We start from the raw sequence: 26,176 nt of genomic DNA, 5'->3' as shown, positions 1-26,176 counted from the left end.
CTGAAAAGGTTTAGTCTTTCGTATTTTTCCCAAAAACCGAAAAATTCAGATATCGCTTCGGATTGGTTTTCAGGTCTTGAATTAATTTATTGAGATTGTCGGATGCAGTGTTTAAATTATTATACAACTGCTCGTCTTTGGTCAATTTCCCGAGACTTCCTTCTCCATTTTGAACACCAGAAATTACACTGTTCAATTTATCTGAGGTAACGCTCAACTTTTCGATGGTATTATTGAGTGACTTCACATCAACTTGTTCAGCAACTTTTCCGTATTTATCGATGGCAGATTTTGCACTAATTGTTGCAAGATTAGCATTATCGAGCACTTTCTGAATTTTCGGATCGGAGTTCGCCAACAAAGCATTGGTCTGTCTGGAAGTTCCTTCAAATGATGCAACGGTTTTGTTCAGATTAATGAGAAGCGCTTTTATCTCCGCTTTATTTTGATCATTCAAAATTTCATTAGCATTTGTGGTCAAAGAATCCACTCTTCTGAGAACAACTTGAAGCTGATCTTTTACCGGACCCACCTGCGAAGAAATGTTATTCATCAAAGAAAGCGTAAATGCACCTTTCAAAGTATCGCCATCTTTCGCCATCGGATTCCCATAAGCAAGGTTAATTCTCATCTGTTTTCCCGACATTAATCCTGGTTCAAAAATTTCTAAAGTAGACCGTTTTGAAAACTCAAAATCATCATCTACCGTTACTTTAACTACGAAATGAATTTTGCCATCAGCTTCAGTTTGAGGAATAATTTTATCAACCTGCCCAACTTTTAACCCATTGATAGAAACTGGATTAGAAGCGGAAAGACCTTCCACATTATCAAACTTTGCATAAAAAATATTATCGGTGGTAAAGAGACTTTTGCCCTTCATAAATTGAAACAGAATTACGAATCCAATGATCGCCAAAAGCGCGATTAATCCTGCTTTTATTTCTTTTGTGAATTTCACTTTTTTCTAATTTTTAATCAACAAATATAATACATTTAAAATAAAAACAATCGGATTATGTTTATTCACGGACCAAAAAAAAGCGACTTGTAAAAGACGCTTTATATAGGATGATGTTTCAATTATTGCTGTTGTGATGCATTATTGTAAACTTCGATTCGGTAATCTTTGATATCGGCATTATCTTGAAGACTTTTTAGCAATGACTGGCCGAACTGTTGAGAATTCTGTCCTGCAATCGCTTGTGTAATCTGTTTGATATCTCCTGGTTGTTTATTGATTGTTTCAGATTTTTTCACCAAAACATAAACTCCTGTCATTCCTTCAACAGGATTAGAAAGTTTTCCTTTTGCAACACCAAATGCAGCACCTGCAACACGTGGCTCCATTGCTCCGGCAATTTGAGGATTCAACATATTTGCTTGCGCAGATTGTTTTGTAGAACCGAATAATTTCGCGATTTGGTCTAAACTCGTAGCTTTTGCCGCAGAAATTTTATCTGAAATTTGTTTTGCCAAAATTTTGTTTTTAACAAGTGGTTCTACTTGTTCTCTTACTGCTTCAGGATCAGCTGTTCCTGCATCTTGAACTCCATTAAGGAAGGCCACAACACGGTCACCTGTTCCGTCTACAGTGAAAATATCAGTATCTCCTTTATTTCTCTTTTTGTTAAAAGCCCATGCGATAATTTCTTCATCTTTATCCGTTCCTAAACCTGGTAATTGCCCTTGGAAACGACCAACTTCTTTTGGATTTAAGAAAATATAACTGTTCTTTTTCGCAACGTTTGAAAAATCATTAAACGTTTTTCCCTGAACCTGCTGAATAAATTTAGTTGCTTTTGTGTAAATCTCGTTTTCAGTTTTATCAGAAGGCTTAATAGCTTTCACTAAATTCGCTACTTTATAGCTCATGGATCCAGATTTTTTCTCCTCAATGTTGATGATATGATATCCGAATTGGGTTTCAACAACTGCGGTTGCTCCTTTTGCATTGTCAGCAAGGAACTTCAAATATTCTGGTACAAATGGAGTTGCTGGTGTTGTCCAACCCACGCTTCCACCTTGTGCAGCGGAACCTGGATCTGATGAATATTTCAAAAATTCTGTAAACTTCGCAGGATTAGCTTTCAAAATCACACCGATTGAATCTGCTAATTTTTTAGCCTGTTCTTTGGTTCGTGTTTCATTTGCACCCGCTTGATTTCCTTTGTATGAAACTAAAATATGGCGCGAAAGCGTAGAATCTGAAGGTTTTTTATCTAATAATTTAGTAACCACATAGAAATTCTGCTCTTTATAAGGACCAAAAGTAGTTCCGACACTTGCCGCAGCTACTTTATCTTTTACAGCCAAAGGTAATTGTGCCGCCGGAAAATACTGTGGATTAAAAGGCATATCAGAATTTAATGCAACGAACATGGAATCATTCGTCGTATTTTGAAAGTTTTCCTTTCCACCACTTACGTCACTTCCTTGCGTGAATAATTTGTTGATTTCTTTTTCAGCCAATTGATCATCTTCAGTACTTGGAGCTGCAGGGAAATATACCAAACCGACATTTCTACTTGCGTCTCTTTTGTACATCACGGGATGTTTCTTAATATAATCTTCTAAATCCTGAGTGGTAACTTTTACAGGATTTTTTTGAGCATAAGCATTGTAATCAACTTTTACATAATCGATATCCGCCACTTGATCTCTTTGCTTCATCATTTCCTCAGCTTCTTTTTTGCCTACGGTAATTCCTGTAGATACATTCGCAAAAAGCTGTCTCGCCATCATTCTGTACTCAATTGATTTTTTAGTTTTCAACCAATTATTGTACATTTCTACGTTTCCGCTTTTTTGAAGCTCGTCGATTTGTTTTTTAATTTCTTGGACTTTGAAATTTCCTTTCGCATCAAAATTTTCTTTGTTTTGCGCAAACATCGGATCGAACTGGAGTTGATTCCAGAACATATCGTCGGTTAAAGTAAGTCCCATTTTTTCAAACTGCTGCTTGATAAGTTTTGACTGAACTACCAATTGCCATGCTTGTTCTTCTAATCCTTTTGTAGGTTGACCTTTTTGTTGCGCCTGTTGTTGAAGCATAAAAAGCTGATCATCATAATCTTCTTTTGTAATTTCATCACCATTCACTTTACCGTAAACCCCTGGTTTTGCACCAAATAATTTTTCTAAACTATCCGGATTTACCACAAACGCTAACATCGCAATTGCGATAATTCCCATCAAAAGCCACGGTCTGTTTCTAATCTCTCCTAAAACTGCCATTTTTTGTATAATTTTATCAGTTTGCGAAAATACACATTTTTAGGAGATTGAGAAAAATTTTCAAGGTTTAAAAACGATTTATTTCTCGATAATGGAAAATTTGTCTAAATTTTCTGTTGGCATAGTGCTTGTGAAATTAAATGGAACTTTTTATTAAAGGCACTTTTAACAAGAATCATCTCATTTTGATGGTTAACTAATTAAAATGAATGACAATTTGTCATTCCAAGAATATTATGACAGATTTTGAAGAAATTTCATTCGATGAAATTATGGAAGATAGTTTCAGCATTCTAGCAGAAGAAATAAATATTTCAGACATTATGGATGTTTCTGAAAACAAAGAGCAAAAAGTATTTCCTATTTTGCCAGTAAGAAATTTGGTGATGTTTCCAAAAGTGGTTATTCCTATAACCGCAGGAAGAGAAATGTCGATTCAGCTTTTAGAAGAAGCGCAAAGAAACAATGAATTTATCGGGATTTTAAGCCAAAACAATTCAGCCATTGAAAATCCCACTCAAAAAGATCTTTATCAGACAGGAACTTTGGCGAAGATTATCAAAATCATTAAACTTCCTGAAGGCAATGTAACGGCGATCACTAAAGGTTTTCAAAGGTTTAAAATAAAAACTTTTACCGCTACAAAACCTTATTTTAAAGCGGAAATTACGAAACTGAAAGATGTTGTTTCCAAAAAAACCGAGGAGTACAATGCATTATTAGAAAACATTAAAGATCTAGCGGTAAAAATCATTGATTTGGATCCAAACATTCCAAATGCTGCTAATTTCGCCATCAAAAACATGAGCGATCCGGAAGATCTGCTTAATTTCATCTGTACCAATGCTAATTTCACTTCTGGTGATAAACAGAAATTGTTGGAAGAAAAAAGTCTCCTCAATCGCGCGCAGAAATGTTATGAACTGATGCACGACGATTTCAGAAAACTGGAATTGCGAAATCAAATTCATCAAAAAACCAATAAAGAATTAGACAAAAGCCAAAGAGAATATTTCCTGAATCAGCAGATGAGAACCATTCAGGATGAATTGGGAGGTGGTCCGGAATCTGATGTAGAAGAACTTTTAGAAAAAGCAAAAAAGATCAATTGGAGTGAGGAAGTTGAAGAACATTTCAAAAAAGTAATCAACCGACTGCAACGTCAAAATCCAAACTCTCCGGATTATAATGTTCAAAGAAATTATCTCGACTTTTTTACTGATTTACCGTGGGAAAAATTTTCAAAAGATGTTTTCGACATTCAAAAAGCTGAAAAAGTTTTGGATAAAGCTCATTTTGGTTTAGAAGACATTAAGAAAAGAATTTTGGAACACATGGCGGTTCTGAAATTGAAAAATAATATGAAATCCCCAATTTTATGTTTGGTTGGTCCTCCCGGAGTTGGAAAAACTTCTTTAGGAAAATCAATTGCAGATGCTTTGGGAAGAAAATATGTGCGTGTTTCTTTGGGTGGACTTCACGATGAATCTGAAATCCGTGGACATCGAAAAACCTATATTGGTGCAATGGCGGGAAGAATTCTGCAATCCATCAAGAAATCAGGAACTTCAAATCCTGTGATTGTATTAGATGAAATCGATAAAATCGGCACAGGAATTCATGGTGATCCAAGTTCTGCTTTGTTAGAAGTTTTAGATCCAGAACAAAATCACGCGTTCTATGATAATTTCTTAGAACTGGGTTATGATTTGTCGAAAGTCATGTTTATTGCAACAGCAAATTCCCTTTCAACCGTTCAAAGACCACTTCTTGACCGAATGGAAATTATCGAAATTGCGGGTTATACTTTAGAAGAAAAAGTAGAAATCGCAAAACGCCATCTCATTAAAAAACAACAGGAAGAAAATGGTTTGGATGCTAAATCTTTCAAACTCGGAAATCCAGAACTGAAACATATTGTTGATGCGCACACTTCGGAAAGCGGCGTTCGTGGACTAGAAAAGCAAATTGCTGCAGTAGCTCGATGGATCGCTTTGCAAACTGCCATGGAAAAAGCCTACGATCCGAAAATTACGGTTGAGAAAATTGATGAAATTTTAGGCGTTCCAAGAATGAAGAGTTTATCTGAAATCACCGGTGTTCCAGGAGTTGTAACCGGTTTAGCTTGGACCCAAGTTGGTGGAGACATTTTGTTTATCGAAAGTATTTTGAGCGAAGGAAAAGGAAATCTGACGATGACCGGAAACCTCGGAAATGTGATGAAGGAATCAGCAACGATTGCGCTTGAATATATTAAAGCCAAACATAATGAACTCGGGATTTCTTCTGAAGACATTCAAAAAAACAACATTCACGTTCACGTTCCTGAAGGTGCGACACCAAAAGACGGACCTTCAGCCGGAATTGCAATGTTAACTTCCATTGTGTCGAGTTTTAAAAACAAAAAAGTAAAAGAGCATCTCGCCATGACCGGAGAAATTACACTGAGAGGAAAAGTACTTCCTGTAGGCGGAATCAAAGAAAAACTACTCGCTGCAGCAAGAGCCGGAATTAAAGAAATCATTCTGTGTGAAGCCAATCGAAAAGATGTTGAAGAAATCAAGAAAGACTATCTTAAAAATCTGAAGGTCAATTATGTAAGTCGAATGAGCGAAGTAATTGATCTCGCGATTGAAAAATAACACCAAGAAACGTTTCAATATTTGAAACGTTTTTTTTTGCCAAAAAATAATTTATTGTTACTTTGTTTCATGAAAGAAATTAAACTTCCTTTTGTGCTTAGACTTGCCTTAATTTTGGTGAGTATTTTGGCAATTGGGTATTTAGCAAAAATCGGGAAAGGAGTTTTGGCTCCCCTTTTCTTCTCTTTTTTAATGGCATTGTTGTTTCTGCCCTTTGCAAATTTTCTAGAGAGAAAAGCGAAATTTTCGCGTACCATTTCTACATTTTCCTCTTTACTGGTGATGTTGACATTTCTATCCGGACTCATTTACTTTTTTACGGTACAACTTGGCGACTTTGCGAATGATTTTCCAACCTTGAAATCACAGGTGTTCACATCTTTCGAGCAGTTGCAGGTTTGGGTTTCTCACAACTTTCACGTGAACTTTACGAAACAGATGAGTTACATCAATCAGGCATTGGAAAAAGTACTGTCTTCAACCGCATTGATCTTGGGTTTCACATTTTCGATGTTTTCATCTACGATGGCATTTTTTGTTTTCAGTGCCTTATTTTTTATTTTTCTATTGAATTACCGCCGTATTTTATATGGTTTTATCATTTCTGTCTTTCACGAAAGACATTTTTATAAAGTAAACGACGCGATCCTGGAAATTCAAAAAATAATTAAGATTTATATTTCGGGTCTTCTCATTCAAATTCTTATTGTAAGCATTTTAACGAGTATTCTCCTTTCTATATTAGGAGTGAAATATGCAATTTTACTGGGAGTTCTAACAGGACTTCTCAATGTTATTCCTTATGTAGGGGTTTTAATTGCAGGTTTAATGGCTTGTTTGATATCCTTTGCAACTGGTGGAAATCACACCTTTTTTGTTTTGCTAGGATACATTGTCATTCACATAATCGATGCGAACATTGTTTTACCATTGGTTGTAGGTTCCAAGGTAAAAATCAATGCATTATTTACTTTTATTGGACTTTTAATAGGAGAAGAATTGTGGGGAATTTCGGGAATGTTTTTGAGTATTCCTTTTTTAGCGATTCTGAAAATTATATTTGAAAGAATTGAAGGTTTAGAACCGTGGGGAAAACTTTTGGGTGAAGAAAGCAAGATGAATAAAATCCGCAGGAAATACAAAATCACAAAGAAAATTACTTTAGAAGAGAAAGAGTAATTTATTATATTTGGTTCTTTTAAAATCTAAGTCTATGAAAATCCTAAAAACTATCCTTTTCACGCTATTCGGCTTGATGTTTATCAACGCTGGTCTCGACAAATTTTTTCATTATATGCCAACACCGGAGCTTCCTGAAGAAACCAAAAAAGTTTTTGCAGCATTGATGGTTATTCCCTGGATCTTGCCATTAGTAGGAGTCATCGAATTTATTGGCGGATTATTGGCGATTTTTTCCAAAACTAGAACATTGGGAGCAATGGTACTTTTACCTGTAATGGTAGGGATTTTGGCCCAAAACTTCACTGTGGATCCAAGTGGTGCAGGAATCGGAATTTCAGTAGTTCTGCTGGTAATTTTATTTTGGATTTTGTTTGACAATGCACATAAGTTGAAAGAAATTTTCAGGTAGCAATTATTTATTTAATAATGATACAACCACGCTGATTTTTTAGTCCAAAGGATTTACAGCGGTTTGTTACCAATAATTTCAGACCGAGTTATAAACGTTCGTCAAATTATTTTCTAAAATCTTCAGTGTTATACCATACTGAAGATTTTTTATTTAACCTTTTTAGCAACCGCAACTTCAGAAAAAACAGCAGATAACTGGCTGGTAAAATTCTGATATTCCTGAATTTCACCAGTCTCAAAAACGGTTTTATTGATAAGCAAAGACCAAGTTAAAAGTGGTTCACCATCTTTCAATTCAACTTGTTGCAAATATTGTAATGCTCCATTAAAAGCCGATATTTTTCGGTTAAAATTAGTGCTTTCAAGATGATAGTTTTCCGGAAGTTTGGTATTCAATATTACTGTTGTCAAAAAAGGAAAATCTATCTCGATCGGATAATCTCTATCTTTTTCTACCAATATCGTCGCTAGAGTTTTGGTTAAAGGATTTTCGATTACAAAAAAAGAATTGGCAGGATTTTCAAACGATATTGTTTGGTTGTTCACTTGCCATTCGTCGGGTTCCTTCTTCGTATTTTCATTGGTTTGAATTCCGCGAAAAACATTAAAAATCTGTGGTTTAAAATCACCTGAATTAAAATATCCTGTACTTCTATTTGTCACTTGAACCTGCGAATTTTCATCCTCAATTGTTAAATTCTGCTGGGAAATAAATTCAGAAAGCGGCGGCGAAACAACGGTAAAAACATCGCCCGTTTCTTCCAGTCCTAAAACAATGTAATTGTAATGATTTAAAGATAAAAAGCGCAGATTATCTGGCTGTGAAGTAGCAGCATCGATCATTAATTTTTCTCCATTATCAATTTCAACAATATTCACGAGCGTTTGTAATTTTGAAAATGTGGGATAAGCAACAATAATTCTACCATTCGACCGAAGACTATTGACGGCTATTTCTGATTGTATATTTTTTACTTTCAAAATCTCTTCTAAAACAATATTAAAATCAGCAGTGTTTCCTGTTTTCTTTTTTAAAAATTCCGAAGCAAGGTTAAATGACTGCACAGCGGTATGGCGATTCCACTGGTAATGATCCCGTAAATAACGAACAGTGTTTCTGAGGGTTTCTAATTTTGTAGAACCATTCCTGATGCTATTGGCAATTTCTTTAAAATCAGCACCTTTTTTACTTTTCTGAATATCATTATTGATCAATTTTCTGAATCCATTCCATGTGTTTTCGGAATAATAACTACCGTAATACAACCTTGCAGAAGTATACTGATACATCAGTTTTTCCCTGTAATCATCTGGATTATAGACGTTTTTAATTACATTGTCACTTGGAATATTCAACAATTCCCACCGCTTATTATTCTTCTTTCCACCGTATTTTCGGTTGAGCTGTTTTCCTTTTAAGATGGTTTTATAATCAGCCGTTGTCGCTAAATTTAGAAACAGTTGCGACGAAATCGTGGGAATTGAGTTTTGAAAACGCCACGGCGAAGCATAAAGATTACTGGTGCGAAGAATTTTCACTTTATATTCGATAATAGAACCAATACGAACATTAGGAAAAGCAAATGCAATTTCCTCTTCATCCCCATTTCTACTGATGATAATGTCTTTTTTATCCAGCGGTGTGATGATCGCTGTTCCGTTCACAAAATTAACAGTGTGCGCGTCCTGAATAACCACTTTATCATTCAAAACACCAGGATGATAACTCCATTTCTTCTGAGCGTGATCAAATCCGTCTACAGATAAAATTTTTGTTCTGTCGTACTCGAGAAGTTCGTAACCACTTTCTGTAATTTTCAAATGACCAATTTCTCCCAACTTTACAGCTTCTGCTCCTGACTCAAAAGACACATCGGTCATTTCGATCTCTTTTTGCGAAAATTTCCCCCATTCCATATTTTGGCAAAATGTTACATTCCCGATGAAGAGCAATAATAATTGTAAAAATAATTTCATAAAAATCGAATTTGAGAGAATGTAACGTTTCAATTAAAGATAAAATGAATTTGTATTCCGATAACTCATTACATATCCAAACAAAAATAATCATTTCTTCTTGGCCACAAAGTTTTCCATCCATCCATTTTTCCGTAAATTTGTAGCGGTTTTAAAAAAAAGAAAGATTTAAAATCTGTAATTCAAAAATTTCTAAGATGTTACCCAAAATAAATCCTACCCAAACAGAAGCGTGGAAAGCACTTAACACTCATTTTGCGCAAAATGATTTCGAGCTTCGATCGCTTTTTCAGTACAATCCCGAACGTTTTAATCAATTTTCAGTTCAAAGAGAAGAGTATCTTTTTGATTATTCCAAAAATTTAATTGATGCAAAAACATTTGAACTATTACAAAATCTAGCCGAAGAAAGTAAATTGAAATCGGCGATTGATGCCATGTTTTCTGGTGAAAAAATCAATGAAACTGAAGGTAGAGCCGTTTTACATACCGCTTTAAGAGATTTTTCTGATCAAGAAATTTTGGTTGATGGCGAAAATATTAAACCCGGAATTAAACGAGTTCTAAACCAGATGAAAACATTCTCCGAGAAAATTATTTCTGGGGAACACAAAGGATTTTCGGGCAAAGAAATTACCGATGTTGTAAATATCGGAATTGGCGGTTCAGATTTGGGACCAGTGATGGTTTGTTCGGCTTTAAAGCACTTTAAAACCAGACTCAATGTTCATTTCGTTTCAAATGTCGATGGAAATCACATCGCAGAAGTTTTGAAAAATTTAAATCCTGAAACGACCCTTTTCATCATCGCTTCAAAAACATTTACTACTCAAGAAACAATGACCAACGCAGATTCTGCAAAAGCATGGTTTTTGAAAAGTGGAAAACAAGAAGAAGTCGCAAAACATTTCGTGGCGCTTTCTACGAATACCAATGCAGTGAAAATTTTCGGAATTGCAGAAGAAAATATTTTTGAATTCTGGGATTGGGTCGGTGGAAGATATTCTTTGTGGAGCGCGATCGGCTTAAGCATCGTACTTTCCGTTGGTTATGAAAATTTTGAACAATTATTGAAAGGAGCAAATGAAAGCGACATTCATTTTCAAACCGCTGATTTTAAAGAAAATGTTCCAGTTATAATGGGTTTAATGGGAATTTGGTACCGCAACTTTTTTGATGCGGGAACGTATGCAATCCTTCCCTATTCTCAATATTTAGACCGTTTTGCAGCCTATTTGCAACAAGGCGATATGGAAAGCAATGGAAAATGTGTAGACAGAAATGGAAATTTTGTAGAATATGAAACGGGACCAGTTATTTGGGGAGAACCTGGAACTAACGGTCAACACGCATTTTATCAATTGATTCATCAAGGAACAGAATTAATTCCGGCTGATTTTATTGCATACGTGAAATCTTGCAACGAAGTTTCTGATCATCAGGAAAAATTGATGGCCAACTTTTTTGCACAAACAGAAGCTTTGGCTTTTGGAAAAACGGAAGAAGAAGCAAGAGCAGAACTGGTAAAATCTGGCATTTCAGAAGACGAAATAAACAGATTGGTCAATTACAAAGTCTTCCACGGAAATACGCCAACAAACTCTTTGTTATTCAATACCTTAACTCCTTTTTCATTAGGACAATTGATCGCAATGTACGAGCATAAAATATTCGTGCAAGGAGTTATTTGGAATGTTTTCAGTTTTGATCAATTTGGGGTGGAATTAGGAAAAGTTTTAGCAGGAAAAATCTTGGCAGAATTAGAAAATTCTGAGAAAATTACTTCTCACGACTCTTCTACAAATGGCTTAATGAATTATTTTAAGGATAGAAAGTAAATCTAAAAGTATAAGTATAATGGCAAAAATTCTCGATGGACTGAAAGTTTCCAAAGAAATCAAGAAAGAAATTCGCGCAGATGTTGATAAAATCGTCGCTGGAAAAAGAAGACCTCCACATTTGGTGGCAATCTTGGTCGGAAGCAACGGCGCAAGTATGACTTACGTGAACAACAAAATTAAAGATTGTAAAGAAGTAGGTTTTAAATCATCATTGATCAAATTTTCGAGTACGGTTTCAGAAGCTGAACTTTTAGAAACGATTTCTGAGCTCAATAAAGACAAAGATGTAGATGGTTTCATCGTGCAATTGCCTTTGCCAAAGCAAATTGATCAGGAGAAAATCATTATGGCAATCGATCCTAGAAAAGATGTAGATGGTTTTCACCCAGAAAATTTCGGGAAAATGGCGCTGGAAATGGATACTTTTCTACCCGCAACTCCGTTTGGAATTCTAACTTTATTAGAAAGATATCAAATCGATACCAAAGGAAAACACTGTGTAATCATAGGAAGAAGCAGAATTGTAGGAAAACCGATGAGTATTTTGATGGGACGAAAAGATTTTCCGGGAAATTCTACTGTCACTTTAACCCATTCTTATACACCTCATATTGAGGATTTTACCAAAAATGCAGATATTGTAATTACTGCTCTTGGTGATCCCAATTTCTTGAAAGGTGAAATGATCAAAAAAGGCGCGGTAGTAATCGACGTGGGAATTACAAGAGTAGAAGACAACACCGAAAAAGGCTACACTTTAACAGGAGATGTCGATTTTGAAAGTTGCAAGGAAATTGCATCTGCGATCACACCTGTTCCGGGCGGAGTTGGACCAATGACGAGAGCAATGTTGATGAAAAACACAATTTTAGCCTACAAAACTTCAGTATATAATGACTAAAGAAGAAGAAAATATTTTATTAAAAGAAGGTAAAATGCTCCCCGTGATGGAGCATTTTTACACGATTCAAGGCGAAGGAGCGCATACCGGAAAAGCTGCTTATTTTATTCGATTAGGCGGTTGCGACGTCGGTTGTCATTGGTGTGATGTGAAAGAAAGTTGGGATCCAAATCTTCATCCTTTGCTTTCTACGCAGGAAATTGCAGAAACAGCCGCGAAACATTGCAAAACCATCGTTTTAACAGGTGGAGAACCTTTGATGTGGAATTTAGATTTTTTAACTTCCAAACTAAAAGAGTTGGGTTGCGAAATTCATATCGAAACTTCCGGTGCCTATGAAATGAGTGGAACACTTGATTGGATAACGCTTTCTCCTAAAAAAACAGGTCTACCAAAACCCTCTATTTATTCCAAAGCGAGCGAATTGAAAATGATTATTTTTAACAATAATGATTTCAAATTTGCGGAAGAACAAGCAGCCAAAGTTTCAGAAAACTGCAAATTGTACCTCCAAAGTGAATGGAGCAAAAGAGAAGAGATTTATCCTAAAATCACCGATTTTATCTTAGCAAATCCGAAATGGCAAGCTTCAGTACAGACTCACAAATATTTGAATATTCCGTAATTTATCTTACTTTTACTCTTCTTATAATTCGGTTTTATGCAAAAAATTCGATATTCTAGATATTTTAAAGTCACTATTATTTTGCTTGACGTTTTTGTCATTGCCTCAGTATTTCTGTTTTTTTTCCTCAGAAATAATGACTTTAATGATGACGGAGAAATTTGGGAGCAAAATTTATTGTCTTTAATTCTTCTTACTCTGTTTTGGATTTTACTCAGTGGTAGAACCAAATTATACAGCATTGCACGGAATCTCACGTACACTATTTATCTGGAAAGGCTTATCACGCACATTTTTTTATTTATTTTCGGTGTGATTTTATTAGCCAAAGTAAGCAATAATGATTTTTTAAAACAGGATCGTTTCCTGATTGCAATTTTCTTATTCTTAATGCTTTTTCTCATCAAATCATTGGTGTTTTTTGCCTTAAAATATCTTCGAACTTTAGGGATTAATTATCGAAATATCATGTTCTTGCATGAAGATTCCTCTACAGAATTGCTCAAGAATATTTTAACAGAGAGAAAAGATTATGGATTCAAGATTTTCGAATATCCCACCGAAGAAAAATTTAACGCAGAAAATTTAAAAAAATTTTGGAAAGATCACGGAATTCACACCATGTATCTTTCAGCGCTCCGTTTTGAACAAGACGAAGAAAAAGACATCTATAAATTAGCGGAGACGAATAAAGTTCGAATTTCATTAGTTCCAAGCATCGCAAAAAATAATTTTTTCCGGTACGATTTAGGATATATTGAAATGCAGCCCGTTTTGGTTCGGTCGAAATTTCCTTTAGATTATTTGACCAATATCACGATGAAAAGAACGGTGGATATCATTCTATCGACTTTTATTTTGCTATTTATCTGTTCCTGGCTTTTCCCTTTGATTGCAATTTTGATTAAGCTCGACAATCCTGGATCGATCTTTTTTTTACAGAAAAGATATGGGTATCACGACAAAGTATTTAGCTGCTACAAATTTCGTACGATGTACGTAAACGATGATTGCACCAAACAGACAACGACAGCAAATGATAAACGAATTACCAAAATAGGCAGATTTCTCAGAAAAACAAGTTTAGATGAAATGCCTCAGTTTTTAAATGTATTAAAAGGCGAAATGTCTGTAGTTGGACCAAGACCACACATGCTCTTGGTTGATGATTTTTATAAATTAAAAATTGGCCGATATTCCATACGAAGTTTAGTAAAACCTGGCATTACTGGATTAGCACAAGTAAATGGACTGCGTGGAGATTCGGGTGATCGTGATATTCAAATGCAAAAAAGAATTTTGGCGGATGCTTTTTACGTTAAAAATTGGAGTCTAAGTCTTGATTTTATTATCATTTTAAAAACAGTGTTTTTAGTTATTAATGGTGATAAAAATGCCAATTAAAAAAAATCAGAAAAAATAAAAACACTAATTTAGCAGAATGTTAAAAAGATTTTTGAGTGAGATAGGAGCATACTTCCTTTTATTATCTAAAACGCTGATCAGGCCGCAGAAAGCCTCCATATTTGGAAAACTTTTTATGCGGGAAGTTTATGATTTGGGCGTTAATTCTTTTGGATTAGTGCTTTTTACTTCCACTTTTGTTGGTGCAGTGGTCGCCATACAAATGTTTAATAATTTCAGTGCATCTTCTTTTCCCGTTCCCAATTCCTTTGTAGGCTATGCAACAAAAGTGGTATTGATTCTAGAATTTGCTCCTACCATTATTTCGGTTATTCTTGCCGGAAAAGTAGGCTCTTACATCGCATCAAGCATTGGAACAATGAGGGTTACCGAACAAATTGACGCACTGGATATCATGGGAGTCAATTCTCCGAACTTTTTAATTCTCCCGAAAATTGCGGCCAGTATTATTTTTAATCCTTTGCTAATCGCAATCAGTATCGTTTTCGGTATTTGGGGCGGTTATCTTGCCGGGATCGCAACAGGAAGTTGGAGTAAAGCAGATTATATTACCGGAGTTCAAATGTATATGCCACAGCATTTTATTTGGTATGCTTTTCTGAAAACTGCAGTGTTTGCGTTTTTAATCGCAACTATTCCTGCTTATTTCGGATATAATGTTAAAGGTGGTTCACTAGAAGTAGGACGTGCAAGTACTCAAGCAGTAGTTTGGACGATCGTTTCCATCATTATCACGAACTTACTATTAACTCAAATGTTCCTAAGCTAATGATTGAAATTAAAGACCTTAAAAAAAGTTTTGATGGCGTAGAAGTTCTAAAAGGAATCAGTACCAATTTTGAAACGGGAAAAGTAAACCTTATCATCGGGCAAAGTGGTTCCGGAAAAACTGTATTTTTAAAGAGTTTGTTGAATGTTTATCAACCAACCTCCGGGGAAATCCTTTTTGATGGTAGAGACATCAATAAAATGGGGAGAGAAGACAAGCAACAACTTCGATCAGAAATCGGTACCGTTTTCCAGGGAAGTGCACTATTCGACTCGATGACGGTGGAAGAAAACATTACGTTCCCTTTAGATATGTTTACCAACTTGTCGTTTCGGGAAAAGAAAAGACGTGCTTTTGAGGTGATTGGTCGTGTTCATTTGGAAAAAGCCAACAGAAAATTTCCTTCAGAAATCTCGGGTGGAATGCAAAAAAGAGTTGCCATTGCACGAGCAATTGTAAACAACCCCAAATATTTGTTTTGTGATGAGCCGAATTCGGGGCTCGATCCTTATACCTCCAATATTATTGATGATTTGCTGTTAGAAATTACCAAAGAGTACAACACAACCACCATCATCAATTCACACGATATGAATTCGGTAATGACCATCGGCGAGAAAATAATTTATCTGCGCCAAGGAATTAAAGAATGGGAAGGTAATAAAGACATTCTCATCAATGCCGGCAATAAAAACCTCATCGATTTCGTTTATTCATCAGAGTTGTTTAAGGAATTACGGGAATACTTCCTGGAAACCAACAAGACATCCATTGAAAATATCATAACAAAACCCCAGTCAAATGAAGAAAATCCTTAGTATCGTTTTACTTTCCAGCGCAGTTTGTGCTTCTGCCCAACTGTCGTTTGCAGCCAAAGCAAACGTTCTAATCCCGACAAGTTCTGCAACATGGGAAAATTTAAAAACAGCAGTTTCGCAAAATGGTAAAAACATCATTGGTTTCAACGCCGGTTTATCGATGAAAGTAAATTTACCAACTGCCATCTTTGTAATGCCAGAAATTTATTACACCAATTTCAGCAATGAATTTACGGTATCGAATGATATGAACAATAGCGAGACTACCATTAAAGCTAAAACAAGTAGAATTGACATTCCTGTTTTACTTGGTTACAATCTGTTAGGAAATACATTGAGCGCTTATGTGGGACCAGTGGGAAGTTTTAATCTTTCAAAAGATGAAAATTACGACAGTTTCGCCCAAAAAGTAAATTCCAAAGAATTTTCGGTAGGCTATCAAATCGGTGTACAGAGTGAAATCTCGAAATTGATTTTATCTGCAAAATATGAAGGTGCTTTTTCGAGCGATCAGCGGAAATTCATCAATACTGTCGCAGGATCTACCCAGGAAATTAATTATGATAACCGGGCAAGTACTTTTATGTTAGGTTTGGGTTACAAATTCTAACGAAAAATGTTCATAAAATAATCCTCAGAATTAATAGTTCTGAGGATTTTTGTTTTCGTCGGTTAGATAGGTGGTTCCCGTTTGTTGCTTAGCCAATTCTGCGGCTTGCTTTTCGAGATCTTCTTTTTCTTTTTTAAGTTGTTTCAGTTCCCGTTTTTTCTGCTCTTCACGTACCGCAGAACCTTTACTTACATAACCCACAATTCCGCCAATAATAAGCCCAATACCAATTCCCGCAAGAATTCCCATTAAAGTCATGGGCTCAAAAAGTTTTACAGCAGAAAACTGAGGCTGTAAATAATACAGGAGAAACGCTAATCCTAAAAGGAGAAAACCAATAAATGTTAAATTTTTCATAGTGGTTTATTTAAAAAAACCTTCCCAAATTTAAGAATTTATCGGGAAGGTTGTGTTTGATAATTGAGGTGTTATATTTTAGCTCCAGATGCTTTATAATATTGCAAAGCTTTTGCCATGTGCGCATCTAAGTCTGCTCTTCTGGTGTCAGGATTTGGGTGAGTAGAAAAAAATTCTGGTTGTTTACTTCCTGAAGAACCCGCTTCCATTCTTTGCCAAAAAGGTTGTGCTTCTCTTGGATCATAACCCGCCATTGACATTAAGTAAAGTCCCATCTCATCTGCTTCAAGCTCTTGGTTTCGCCCATATTTCAACAAGGCAACCTGTGCTCCAATCGGATAAACTTGCTGAAAAATTGATGCCATTTGTCCGTTTGAAATCGTACTTCCCAAAATCGCACCACCATATTGCGCAATCATCGACTGAGAAATTCTCTCGTTTCCGTGACCTGCAAGTGCATGTGAAATTTCATGCCCCAATACGACCGCCAAACCAGTATCTGTTTTCGTAATCGGCAAGATTCCCGTATAAACGGCTACTTTTCCACCCGGCATACACCATGCATTTATTTGTTTATCATCAATAAGGTTAAATTCCCATTGATAATTGGCCAAATCTCCCTCTCTTCCGATGTTTTTGTAATAATTATTGGCTGCGTTTTTAATTCGCAAACCTACATTTTGAATACTTCTTGAGGCTGTAGTTCCCGAGATAACTTTAGATTGAGACAAAGTTTGTCTGTATTGTTGCAATGCCATTGCAGAAATTTCTTGATTATTGGCGAGCTGTAGTGATTTTCTACCAGTAACTGGATTCGTAGTACAAGCGACCATTGCAAAAGCTATTGCAAAAGATCCTAATAATTGAGTAAATGTTTTCATATTAAATATATTACAATTTGTATTCTTAAATCAATTTTTATTCCAATTCACATAAACCGTTGCTAACAGGACAATCTCTGTATGGTCTCAAGAAAAAAAAAGAAAAATTGATCTCAAATTCTGATGACTGGTTTGATGATGATTTTGCTGAATGATTGTGGTTCCCCACTTTACATCTTGGTAGCAAAGACTCAAAGATAATTACTTATTCAATAACCTATCCACAAATAATTTTGCTTCGGTACTTGGATTGGATTTCAGTTCAGACGCATTTTTTTTGTGGAGTTCATAAAAATTTTCTACTGCTTTTTCTTCTTTTGTTTTCTGAAGGATATATTCTTGAACCCAGTATTCGTAGCGTTTTTCTGCCTGAAGTTGACGGATTTTCCCGAAGGTTTTATTGTGAATTTTCAAAGTGACAAATTCCTCAATCTTTCCATAAACCTCTTCTAAACCCTCTTTTTTTAGCGCAGAACCAAGCAACACAGGAACGGTCCATTTGTTTTCTTTTGCAGGCATAAAATGAAGCGCTCTCTTTAATTCAACTTTGGTATTTTTCGCTTTAATGAGGTTTTTTTCATCTACCTTATTAATGAAAATCACATCTACCATTTCCATGATTCCTCGTTTAATTCCTTGAAGTTCGTCGCCACCACCAATAATTTTTAAAAACAAAAAAACATCGGTGATATCTGAAACCAGGGTTTCACTTTGCCCCACTCCAACAGTTTCAATTAAGATACAATCGTAACCGGCTGCTTCACAAACCATCATCGTCTCAAAAGTCGTATTGGCTACACCGCCCAAAAAACCTGAAGTTGGCGAAGGTCGAATAAAAGCGTTTTCTTCCTTTGCAAGCTCTTCCATTCGAGTTTTATCACCCAAAATCGATCCTTTATTAAAAGAAGAACTCGGGTCTATTGCTAACACGGCGACTTTCTTCCCTTTTCCGATAAGCAGTTTTCCGAAATTTTCTATAAAAGTCGATTTTCCTGCACCTGGAACTCCCGTAACTCCAATTCGTATTGAGTTGCCAGTAAGTGGCATTATTTCCTTGAGCAAATCTTCGGCTTGTTTGCGATGTTCTGGTTTTTTACTTTCTACTAAGGTGATGGCTTTACCAATCAGGCGTTTGTCACCTGATTTTATTCCGACTATCAATTCATGCGTAGAAATATTTTCCATAAACTCAAAAATACAAATGTTTTTCTTAAGTCTGTTCAATTCGACCTCATCAATTCAATTTTTAGCATATTAAGTACAAAATATACCGCTGTAATTTTGAAAATACCACAATCAAAAACATTTATAAGGAGAAATTTGTTTATTTTTGAATAGAACAAAATATAAAATCTATGAAACCAATACTTCTTCATAAAAGCGACAATGCCTTTATTCCAATGAAAACCGTGTTAGTTGGTGCAATCTCAACAATTGCAATATTAACTTCTTGCACGACAAAACCTGCGGTGGTAGAAGGTACTAAAACCAATTCAGTAAAAAGGATTGCGCTAGGAAAAACAATTTATGATAATTCCTGCGGAAAATGCCACGATTTACCAAATCCCACGGATCATTCCGCACAAGATTGGGTTGGAATCATGAACTCTATGGCGCCAAAAGCTAGACTCAACGATGATCAACATGCAATGGTTTATGATTATATCGTTTCTGTAAAAAAATAAATTTTTGATTTCAAATGCAGATAAAACCAGAAATATCTTGGCTGGATTTTGAAAAAATTGACATGAGAAGCGGCACAATTGTTTCCGTTTCAGATTTTCCGGAGGCAAAAAAGCCCTCATATAAAGTCGAGATCGATTTCGGCGATTTCGGGATCAAAAAATCTTCGGCACAGATCACAAATTTATATACCAAAGAAGAACTTTTGGGAAAACAGATTGTAGCAGTCATCAATTTTCCTAAAAAACAAATCGCCAATTTTCTGAGCGAATGTCTGATTCTCGGTATCTATGGAGAACTAAAAGAAGTTACGCTCTTGACTCCCACAAATACAGTGAAAAATGGGTTTCAGGTTGGATAGACTTTACGTATGAAATATCTTTTAACGGATCAGGAAACTGAAAGATTACAATTCAGGAAACTCGAAATTAGGGATTTTGAGGTTTGGCAAGAACTATTTTTTGATGAAACCACCAAAAAAATGTTGGGAATGCAAGCATTCAAAACGTCGAAAGAATGTTGTGAGAAATGGTTTGAGTGGACTTTTCATCGGTACAAGAATAATTTAGGCGGACAAAATATTTTATTGGAAAAATCCACTGGAAAAATCATTGGACAAGCTGGATTATTGGTTCGCGAGGTGAATGGAAATCAGGAAATAGAAATTGCATATTCTATTCTTCGCGACCATCGGCGAAATGGTTTTGCGTTGGAAGCGATAAGAAAATGTAAAGATTTCGCTTTTGAAAATAACTTTCACGAAAGATTAATTTCTATGATAATTCCCGAAAATATAAATTCAAAAAAAACTGCAGAAAAAAACGGATTACAATATAAAGAGCAAATATATGATAATCATCAGAAGTTTGATATTTATGAAATTACAAAAGAAATCTGGCGAAAGTCAATAGCAATCTAATTTTGCACCTCAAAAAGTATCGTAACGCAAACAGTTCACTTTTCATTTTCTTCCTAAAATGCACCAAATATGCTTCAAACTATTCCCATAGAAAAAGTCCTTTTTCTCGATATCGAAACGGTTCCGCAAGTTGGAAATTGGCAACATTTGGATGAACCGACGCAAAATCTTTGGGACAAAAAAACACGTTTACAAAGAAAAGACGATTTCACTGCTGAAGAATTCTACAAAGAAAGAGGCGGAATTATGGCAGAATTCGGTAAAATTATCTGTATTTCTGTGGGAATCATAGAAAAAAGCGAGAAAATCATCATTAAGAGTTTTTATGGAGATGACGAAAAACAACTTTTAGAAGAATTTGGAGAAATTTTTAACCGCCCAAAACTTCGCGATGTTATTCTCTGCGCACATAACGGAAAAGAATTCGATTTTCCTTGGATTGCACGACGCTTTCTCATCAATGGAATGCATCCACCAAAACCATTTCAGTTATTTGGCAAAAAACCTTGGGAAATTCAGCATCTCGATACGATGGAATTGTGGAAATTCGGTGATTACAAATCGTATGTTTCCTTAGAATTATTGGCTCATGTTTTCGGAATTCCTACGCCGAAAGATGATATCGACGGTTCAATGGTCGCATCAATTTATTATATAGAAAAAGACTTATTTAGAATAGTTCAATATTGTGAAAAAGATGTCTTAACTTTGGCAAACGTTTTTCGGCGCATGCGGCAGGAAAATCTATTGCAAAAAAGCGACTAGAAAAATTAATTTCAGTTTAAAAATTTAAAGGATCATATTGCTTGCAAAGCAGTATTCATCAAGAAATTTAAGATGGCAATCTTCAATATTTAATTATGGCATATACAGACGAACAAATTGCTGACATCGGCGAAAACATTATAAAATCCTTAAAAACCGTTTACGATCCCGAAATTCCTGTTGATATTTATGAGCTCGGTTTAATTTACGACGTACAAATCTCTGATGAAGGTGCGGTGAAAGTAATTATGACGTTGACTACTCCAAACTGTCCGGTTGCAGAAAGTTTACCCGCCGAAGTTCGCGAAAAAGTTTCTGAAACTGAAGGCGTAAAAGAGGTTGATTTGGAACTCACTTTCGAACCTTCTTGGAACAAAGACATGATGAGCGAAGAAGCTCGTTTTGAATTAGGGATGATCTAAAAAATAAATGCCGGTTAATCCCGGCATTTTTATTTCAGCTGAATTATTTATCCTACATAATCAAACAGTACCGTTTTCTGTATATCAGGATGAAGTGATAATGCAACAGGACAGTTTAATGCGGTTTCTTCGATAAATTTCTTTTCCTCATCGGTAAATTTTCCTGGAATTCTCACGATACAAAATATAGTACCAATTCTCTTCGGTTCTGGATGCGTCGATTTTTTTAGTTCGCAAGTTGCACCGGTAATATCAATTCCTCGATGTTTACCCAAAACAGCTACAGCCATCAACATTGATTGACCAAAAGAAATTCCAAAAATATCTGAAGGCGAGAAAAGTTCAGATGTTCCACCTTCCCGCAAAGGTGCGCAAGTAATAATTTCTGCACCAGATTTTTCATGTTGAGAAACAATTTTAAAATCTCCTAAATAAGTAATTGTTGATGTCATAGTTTTGTGTTTATTGATTGTTAAAGATAACAATTAAAATCATTAAAAAAATAAGGTATTTTCGCTCAAAAATTACACTTAAATTTATATTTCTGTAAAAAAAATCCAGAAAATGCGATAAATAAAAGGTAGAGATTGTTTTCTTAAAAATGAAAAATATCCTTTGCGCGATTATAAGAACTTTCGAAATTGAGTAGATTTAGAGAATGGTCAATTTTTTCGACCGCCATGAAATTGATTACCTGTTCTGTAGGCATATTTCCCACCAAATCATCTTTCGCCATCGGACAACCACCAATTCCTTTGATGGCAGAATCGAATCTGCGACAACCGTTGTCATAAGCAGCTTTCAGTTTTTTATAAGAATCTTCGTAGCGGTTATGAAAATGAGCACCGAAATCAATGTTTGGATATTGGGAAGGAAGTTTAGCAAATAAAAGTTCAATTTGCTCTAAAGTACCTGTTCCGGTGGTATCAGAAAGCAAAACGTTTTTGATGCCGATCTCACTGAATCTTTTTGCCCAGAAATCAACATCTTCCCACTTCCACATTTCACCATAAGGATTGCCAAATGCCATCGAAAAATAAACATTTAAAAGTCTTCCGTCGGATGCTAAAACCTCGCTGATTTTCTGAATTTCACTGAAGGCTTCTTCCTGACTTCTATTTGTATTTCTGTGTTGAAAAGTCTCCGAGATTGAGAACGGAAACCCTAAAATATCGACTTGATCATGTTTCAAAGCTTTTTCGGCTCCACGTAAATTGGCAACAATTACCGATAATTTGGTGGTAGAAATACCTTTGTCAATTTCATCAATTACTTGTCCCGAATCTGCCATTTGAGGAATCGATTTTGGGGAAACAAAACTGCCGCAATCCAGTACATCAAAACCAACTGCCATCAATGAATTAATATAATCAATTTTCTTGGAGGTAGGAATAAATTCACCCCAACCTTGCATCGCATCTCTTGAACATTCAGTTAAAAACATTATAATTTTGGCTTTCTCAAATATAACAAAACTTTAAAAAAAAGAATAAAATATTTAATCAATTGGCAGTCATTGTTTTAAGCAATAAATACTGACGAATGTTTCAAAATTATTTCCGAAATCGTTGCCTTATCCTCAACGTAAAATTTTAACTTTGTTAAAAATACTACTTTATGATTACCATAGATTTCAATCTCGACTGGAAACTAAAATTACAAAACCGCTTTATCAATTATGTGAAAATATATTCTACAAGCGATCCCGAAAGTGATACTACACCTTCTACACCGCAGCAATGGGATATCGCTCAATATATTTTCGAAGAGTTGAAAACCCTTGGTTTGAGCGATGTTTCGATGGATGAAAACGGATATATTTACGCCTATGTTCCTTCCAATTTAGAAAATGACACCGAACCTGTAGTTGGATTTATATCGCATTATGACACTTCTCCCGATTTTAATGGGAAAGATGTAAAACCTCAAATCTGGGACGATTATGACGGAAAAGATTTGGTTTTGAATGCCGAAACTGGATTCACGCTGTCTCCTTCAAAATTTGAAACCTTGAAAGAATACATCGGGAAAACTTTAATTACAACCGACGGAACAAGCTTATTAGGAGCAGATGATAAAGCAGGAATTGCAGAAATAGTAACCGCTGCAGAATTTTTGTTGGCACATCCCGAAATTAAACATGGGAGAATTGCCATCGGTTTTACACCAGATGAAGAAATAGGAAGAGGTGCGCACAAATTCAACGTTGAAAAATTCGGCGCAGAATGGGCATATACAATGGATGGAAGTGAAGTGGGAGAATTGGAGTATGAAAATTTCAACGCAGCCGGTGCAGTGGTACAAATTCATGGTTTAAGCGTACATCCTGGTTATGCATTTGGGAAAATGGTCAACGCCAGTTTATTGGCAGCAGAATTCATCAAAATGCTTCCAGAAAATGAAACCCCTTCGACAACCCGAAATTTCGAAGGATTTTATCATTTGACCGATTTAAAATCGGATGTTTCTGAAGCGAAGATTCAATATATCATCCGCGATCACGACAACGAGAAATTTGAGGCAAGAAAAAAATTCATTACGGATCAAGTGGCAGCATTCAATAAAAAATTTGGTGAAGGAACTGCAGAAATTGAAATCAAAGAACAGTACCGCAATATGAAGCAGCAATTTGAAGGCAAAATGCATATTATAGATATTGCTGAGCAAGCTCTGAAAGACGCGAATATTGAACCTAAAATAAAGGCCATTCGTGGCGGAACCGATGGTGCGCAACTTTCTTATATGGGATTACCGTGTCCGAATATTTTTGCGGGCGGTATGAACTTCCACGGACCTTATGAATATGTATGTTTAGAATCGATGGAGAAAGCGGTGAAAGTGATTGTCAATATCGCGAAAGCAGTGAAGAAAAGATAAAATACAACGAAGTTTTATGGGAAGCCATCACTTTAAAGTGGTGGCTTTTTTTGGCTAAAAATCCTGATTAAAATAAGGGTATACCTCTAATTATTCTACGATCCAACCAGGGAACAATGGCATTGTTTCTTTAATGATAAAAATAAAACCTCTAAAAGCCTGAAATAAGCATTTTAAAATCCCCAAAAAACGATGCAAAGGATTGTTTAGACGAAAGTTATTTCTACAATCACATTAATTATGAAAACAAAAAAAACCACCACATTTCTGTGATGGTTTTGCTCCTCTTCTTGGGCTCGAACCAAGGACCCTCTGATTAACAGTCAGATGCTCTAACCAACTGAGCTAAAGAGGAGTGTTGCTCTTTGCGCTAAGCGTTTGCAAATATAAAAACTTTTTTAGTTTTGCCAAAACTTTTTGAGAAACTTTTTTAAATTTTTTTTCTAAAATTTACCAGTAATCCACTTAACAATGTCATTTCCAAAGATTAAGACCATTAATCCAAGTAAGAAAATAACTCCAATCATTTGCGCATTCTCCAGAACTTTTTGCGGAACCGGCTTTCCGGTAATCATTTCCCACAAAGTAAAGACAACATGACCTCCATCTAAACCCGGAATCGGAATTAGATTTAGGAACGCCAACCAAACAGAAAACATCGCTGTAAAACTCCAGAAAAATTCCCAATTGATCTCTTTTGGCATTTGCTTGATAATTCCGATAGGACCAGAAACTTTCTTGTAACCTTGCGTTTTGGTGTTAAAAACAATTTTAAATTGTTTGATTTGCATTGTTAAAACATCCACTGTTCTTGTTAAACCTCTTGGAATAGCTTCTAACAATGAATATTGCTTCGTTACTTGCGTTTTTTCAAACTCCTTTTGCGCTACGGAAGTATTTGGTGAAAACCCGACTTTCCCTTTGTCATCAACTTTAACATCGATTTTCTCACGCACATTATTTCTTTCAACATCTAAAATAATGTTTTGATTCTTATAATGAGAAAGTTCAGCACCCAGTTCGTCAAAAAATTGAATGGGTTTTCCATTGATCCCTACAATTTTATCACCTTTCAATAAACCGGCAGCTTTTGCAGTACCACTTGGAGTCAGACTGTCGATAATTGCAGGAAAACGCGGACCAAAATACAATTTGGCCTCATTATCGGCTAAAACTGCAGCAACGCCATCTTCATTAACAGGAAAGGTAATTTCGCTTCCGTTTCTAGAAACAGTTACCTGATCTGCGAAAAGCATGTTAATGGTAGAAACCTCCATTCTTTCTGCAGGTTTACCATCAATTTTCAGGATTTTATCCCCACTTTGAAGACCCATTTTTTTACCGGACTCCGAAACCGATACTCCATTTTCAAATTTAGAAAGGTCGTGGTAGGTTTCTCCTTTAAAATAACTTAATGAAGAATAAATCAACCAAGCTAAGAAAAAGTTCACTGTAACACCACCCATCATGATGATTAATCGTTGCCAAGCTGGTTTACTGCGGAATTCCCACGGTTGTGCAGGCTGTTTTAGTTGCTCTGTATCCATGCTTTCATCAACCATTCCGGCAATTTTCACATAGCCACCGAAAGGCAGCCAACCAATTCCGTATTCGGTATCACCAATTTTTTTCTTTGCGATAGAAAACCAGGGATCAAAAAATAGATAGAATTTTTCCACCTTCGTTTTAAAAAGTTTCGCTGGGATGAAATGCCCTAATTCATGTAGAATTACTAGGATAGAAATGCTCAATATAAATTGAAATAACTGTATTAATGTCATTGATTGCTGTTAAATTATTTTACGATGTGCGAAGATACAAATTATCAAAAGCA

Annotated in this window: 25 protein-coding genes and 1 tRNA gene; 16 read left to right on the top strand and 10 right to left on the bottom strand. The window is 35.6% G+C overall.

The genetic code is table 11. The annotated features are described in order from the left end of the window. Positions 1-10: 10 nt before the first annotated feature. On the bottom strand, positions 11-961 hold the full coding sequence (locus tag BW932_RS05550) for an MlaD family protein (protein ID WP_076386227.1): 951 nt from the start codon (positions 959-961) through the stop codon (positions 11-13). A 122-nt stretch (positions 962-1,083) separates the two neighbouring features. Beyond that, positions 1,084-3,237: a SurA N-terminal domain-containing protein gene (locus tag BW932_RS05545; RefSeq protein WP_076386225.1), complete on the bottom strand. Its 2,154-nt coding sequence runs from the start codon at positions 3,235-3,237 to the stop codon at positions 1,084-1,086. A 236-nt stretch (positions 3,238-3,473) separates the two neighbouring features. Between BW932_RS05545 and lon the strand changes: the two genes are divergently transcribed. From lon to BW932_RS05530, 3 genes are all read left to right on the top strand, one after another. Next, on the top strand, positions 3,474-5,879 hold the full coding sequence (gene lon, locus BW932_RS05540) for an endopeptidase La (protein WP_076386223.1): 2,406 nt from the start codon (positions 3,474-3,476) through the stop codon (positions 5,877-5,879). A gap of 69 nt (positions 5,880-5,948) precedes the next feature. Continuing rightward, positions 5,949-7,058, top strand: a complete 1,110-nt coding sequence (locus tag BW932_RS05535; protein WP_076386221.1) for an AI-2E family transporter — start codon at positions 5,949-5,951, stop codon at positions 7,056-7,058. 34 nt (positions 7,059-7,092) lie between these two features. Then, positions 7,093-7,470, top strand: a complete 378-nt coding sequence (locus BW932_RS05530) for a DoxX family membrane protein (RefSeq protein WP_076386219.1) — start codon at positions 7,093-7,095, stop codon at positions 7,468-7,470. 149 nt (positions 7,471-7,619) lie between these two features. Here the strand turns inward: BW932_RS05530 and BW932_RS05525 are convergent, their stop codons facing one another. Further along, entirely contained in the window at positions 7,620-9,449 is a 1,830-nt protein-coding gene (locus BW932_RS05525) for a DUF3857 domain-containing protein (RefSeq protein WP_084566453.1), read from the bottom strand. A gap of 197 nt (positions 9,450-9,646) precedes the next feature. Here BW932_RS05525 and pgi point away from each other — a divergent pair, with 197 nt between their 5' ends. The 7 genes from pgi to BW932_RS05485 are packed head-to-tail and all read left to right on the top strand — an operon-like array spanning position 9,647 to position 16,438. Further along, positions 9,647-11,287, top strand: a complete 1,641-nt coding sequence (pgi, locus tag BW932_RS05515; protein ID WP_076386195.1) for a glucose-6-phosphate isomerase — start codon at positions 9,647-9,649, stop codon at positions 11,285-11,287. A 19-nt stretch (positions 11,288-11,306) separates the two neighbouring features. Then, positions 11,307-12,191, top strand: coding sequence for a bifunctional 5,10-methylenetetrahydrofolate dehydrogenase/5,10-methenyltetrahydrofolate cyclohydrolase (locus BW932_RS05510; protein WP_076386192.1), 885 nt, complete (start codon positions 11,307-11,309; stop codon positions 12,189-12,191). After that, complete coding sequence (locus BW932_RS05505) at positions 12,184-12,816, top strand: 7-carboxy-7-deazaguanine synthase QueE (protein ID WP_076386190.1); 633 nt, start codon at positions 12,184-12,186, stop codon at positions 12,814-12,816. Before BW932_RS05510 ends, BW932_RS05505 begins: the two co-directional genes overlap by 8 nt. A gap of 36 nt (positions 12,817-12,852) precedes the next feature. Then, positions 12,853-14,220 (top strand): exopolysaccharide biosynthesis polyprenyl glycosylphosphotransferase, encoded by a 1,368-nt coding sequence (locus BW932_RS05500; RefSeq protein WP_076386188.1) that lies wholly within the window; start codon positions 12,853-12,855, stop codon positions 14,218-14,220. A gap of 37 nt (positions 14,221-14,257) precedes the next feature. Then, positions 14,258-15,010 carry an MlaE family ABC transporter permease gene (locus BW932_RS05495; protein ID WP_076386186.1) on the top strand — a complete coding sequence of 251 codons (753 nt, stop codon included), beginning with the start codon at positions 14,258-14,260 and terminating at the stop codon, positions 15,008-15,010. Beyond that, positions 15,010-15,828 carry an ABC transporter ATP-binding protein gene (locus BW932_RS05490; RefSeq protein ID WP_076386184.1) on the top strand — a complete coding sequence of 273 codons (819 nt, stop codon included), beginning with the start codon at positions 15,010-15,012 and terminating at the stop codon, positions 15,826-15,828. The genes BW932_RS05495 and BW932_RS05490 overlap by 1 nt, the downstream gene beginning before the upstream one ends. Continuing rightward, on the top strand, positions 15,812-16,438 hold the full coding sequence (locus BW932_RS05485) for an outer membrane beta-barrel protein (RefSeq protein ID WP_076386182.1): 627 nt from the start codon (positions 15,812-15,814) through the stop codon (positions 16,436-16,438). Before BW932_RS05490 ends, BW932_RS05485 begins: the two co-directional genes overlap by 17 nt. A 30-nt stretch (positions 16,439-16,468) precedes the next feature. On the opposite strand, the gene BW932_RS05480 is transcribed toward BW932_RS05485, so the two are convergent. The 3 genes from BW932_RS05480 to meaB form a co-directional block, all read right to left on the bottom strand. Beyond that, on the bottom strand, positions 16,469-16,795 hold the full coding sequence (locus BW932_RS05480) for a LapA family protein (protein ID WP_076386180.1): 327 nt from the start codon (positions 16,793-16,795) through the stop codon (positions 16,469-16,471). A 71-nt stretch (positions 16,796-16,866) separates the two neighbouring features. After that, entirely contained in the window at positions 16,867-17,676 is an 810-nt protein-coding gene (locus BW932_RS05475; protein WP_076386178.1) for a M48 family metallopeptidase, read from the bottom strand. Between the two features lie 201 nt (positions 17,677-17,877). Next, the gene (gene meaB, locus BW932_RS05470; protein WP_076386176.1) at positions 17,878-18,861 is read right to left on the bottom strand and encodes a methylmalonyl Co-A mutase-associated GTPase MeaB; all 984 of its coding nucleotides are present in this window, start codon (positions 18,859-18,861) and stop codon (positions 17,878-17,880) included. A gap of 170 nt (positions 18,862-19,031) precedes the next feature. On the opposite strand from meaB, the gene BW932_RS05465 reads away from it, so the two are divergent. The 5 genes from BW932_RS05465 to BW932_RS05445 all read left to right on the top strand — a co-directional run bounded on the left by BW932_RS05465 (position 19,032) and on the right by BW932_RS05445 (position 21,465). Next, positions 19,032-19,361 carry a cytochrome C gene (locus BW932_RS05465; protein WP_245820654.1) on the top strand — a complete coding sequence of 110 codons (330 nt, stop codon included), beginning with the start codon at positions 19,032-19,034 and terminating at the stop codon, positions 19,359-19,361. 14 nt (positions 19,362-19,375) lie between these two features. After that, a complete protein-coding gene (locus BW932_RS05460; protein ID WP_076386174.1) occupies positions 19,376-19,720 on the top strand; it encodes a tRNA-binding protein in 345 nt (114 codons plus the stop codon). Positions 19,721-19,729: 9 nt separating this feature from the next. Continuing rightward, a complete protein-coding gene (locus tag BW932_RS05455; protein ID WP_076386172.1) occupies positions 19,730-20,278 on the top strand; it encodes a GNAT family N-acetyltransferase in 549 nt (182 codons plus the stop codon). Between the two features lie 69 nt (positions 20,279-20,347). Beyond that, positions 20,348-21,043, top strand: a complete 696-nt coding sequence (locus BW932_RS05450) for a ribonuclease H-like domain-containing protein (protein ID WP_076386170.1) — start codon at positions 20,348-20,350, stop codon at positions 21,041-21,043. Positions 21,044-21,138: 95 nt separating this feature from the next. Then, positions 21,139-21,465, top strand: a complete 327-nt coding sequence (locus BW932_RS05445; RefSeq protein ID WP_076386168.1) for an SUF system Fe-S cluster assembly protein — start codon at positions 21,139-21,141, stop codon at positions 21,463-21,465. A 47-nt stretch (positions 21,466-21,512) separates the two neighbouring features. Here the strand turns inward: BW932_RS05445 and BW932_RS05440 are convergent, their stop codons facing one another. Together BW932_RS05440 and BW932_RS05435 are read right to left on the bottom strand one after the other, a co-directional pair. Beyond that, positions 21,513-21,917, bottom strand: coding sequence for an OsmC family protein (locus tag BW932_RS05440; RefSeq protein ID WP_076386166.1), 405 nt, complete (start codon positions 21,915-21,917; stop codon positions 21,513-21,515). 143 nt (positions 21,918-22,060) lie between these two features. Then, positions 22,061-22,909, bottom strand: coding sequence for a hydroxymethylglutaryl-CoA lyase (locus BW932_RS05435; RefSeq protein ID WP_076386164.1), 849 nt, complete (start codon positions 22,907-22,909; stop codon positions 22,061-22,063). A gap of 173 nt (positions 22,910-23,082) precedes the next feature. On the opposite strand from BW932_RS05435, the gene pepT reads away from it, so the two are divergent. Continuing rightward, complete coding sequence (gene pepT / locus BW932_RS05430; RefSeq protein WP_076386162.1) at positions 23,083-24,342, top strand: peptidase T; 1,260 nt, start codon at positions 23,083-23,085, stop codon at positions 24,340-24,342. A gap of 281 nt (positions 24,343-24,623) precedes the next feature. Here pepT and BW932_RS05425 read toward each other — a convergent pair. Then, positions 24,624-24,697 (bottom strand) — tRNA-Asn (locus tag BW932_RS05425). An 88-nt stretch (positions 24,698-24,785) separates the two neighbouring features. Then, complete coding sequence (gene rseP, locus BW932_RS05420; protein ID WP_076386160.1) at positions 24,786-26,123, bottom strand: RIP metalloprotease RseP; 1,338 nt, start codon at positions 26,121-26,123, stop codon at positions 24,786-24,788. Positions 26,124-26,176: the final 53 nt, after the last annotated feature.

Source organism: Kaistella chaponensis, assembly GCF_900156725.1.
GTDB lineage: Bacteria > Bacteroidota > Bacteroidia > Flavobacteriales > Weeksellaceae > Kaistella > Kaistella chaponensis.
This window is presented reverse-complemented; position numbering and strand designations above follow the sequence as displayed.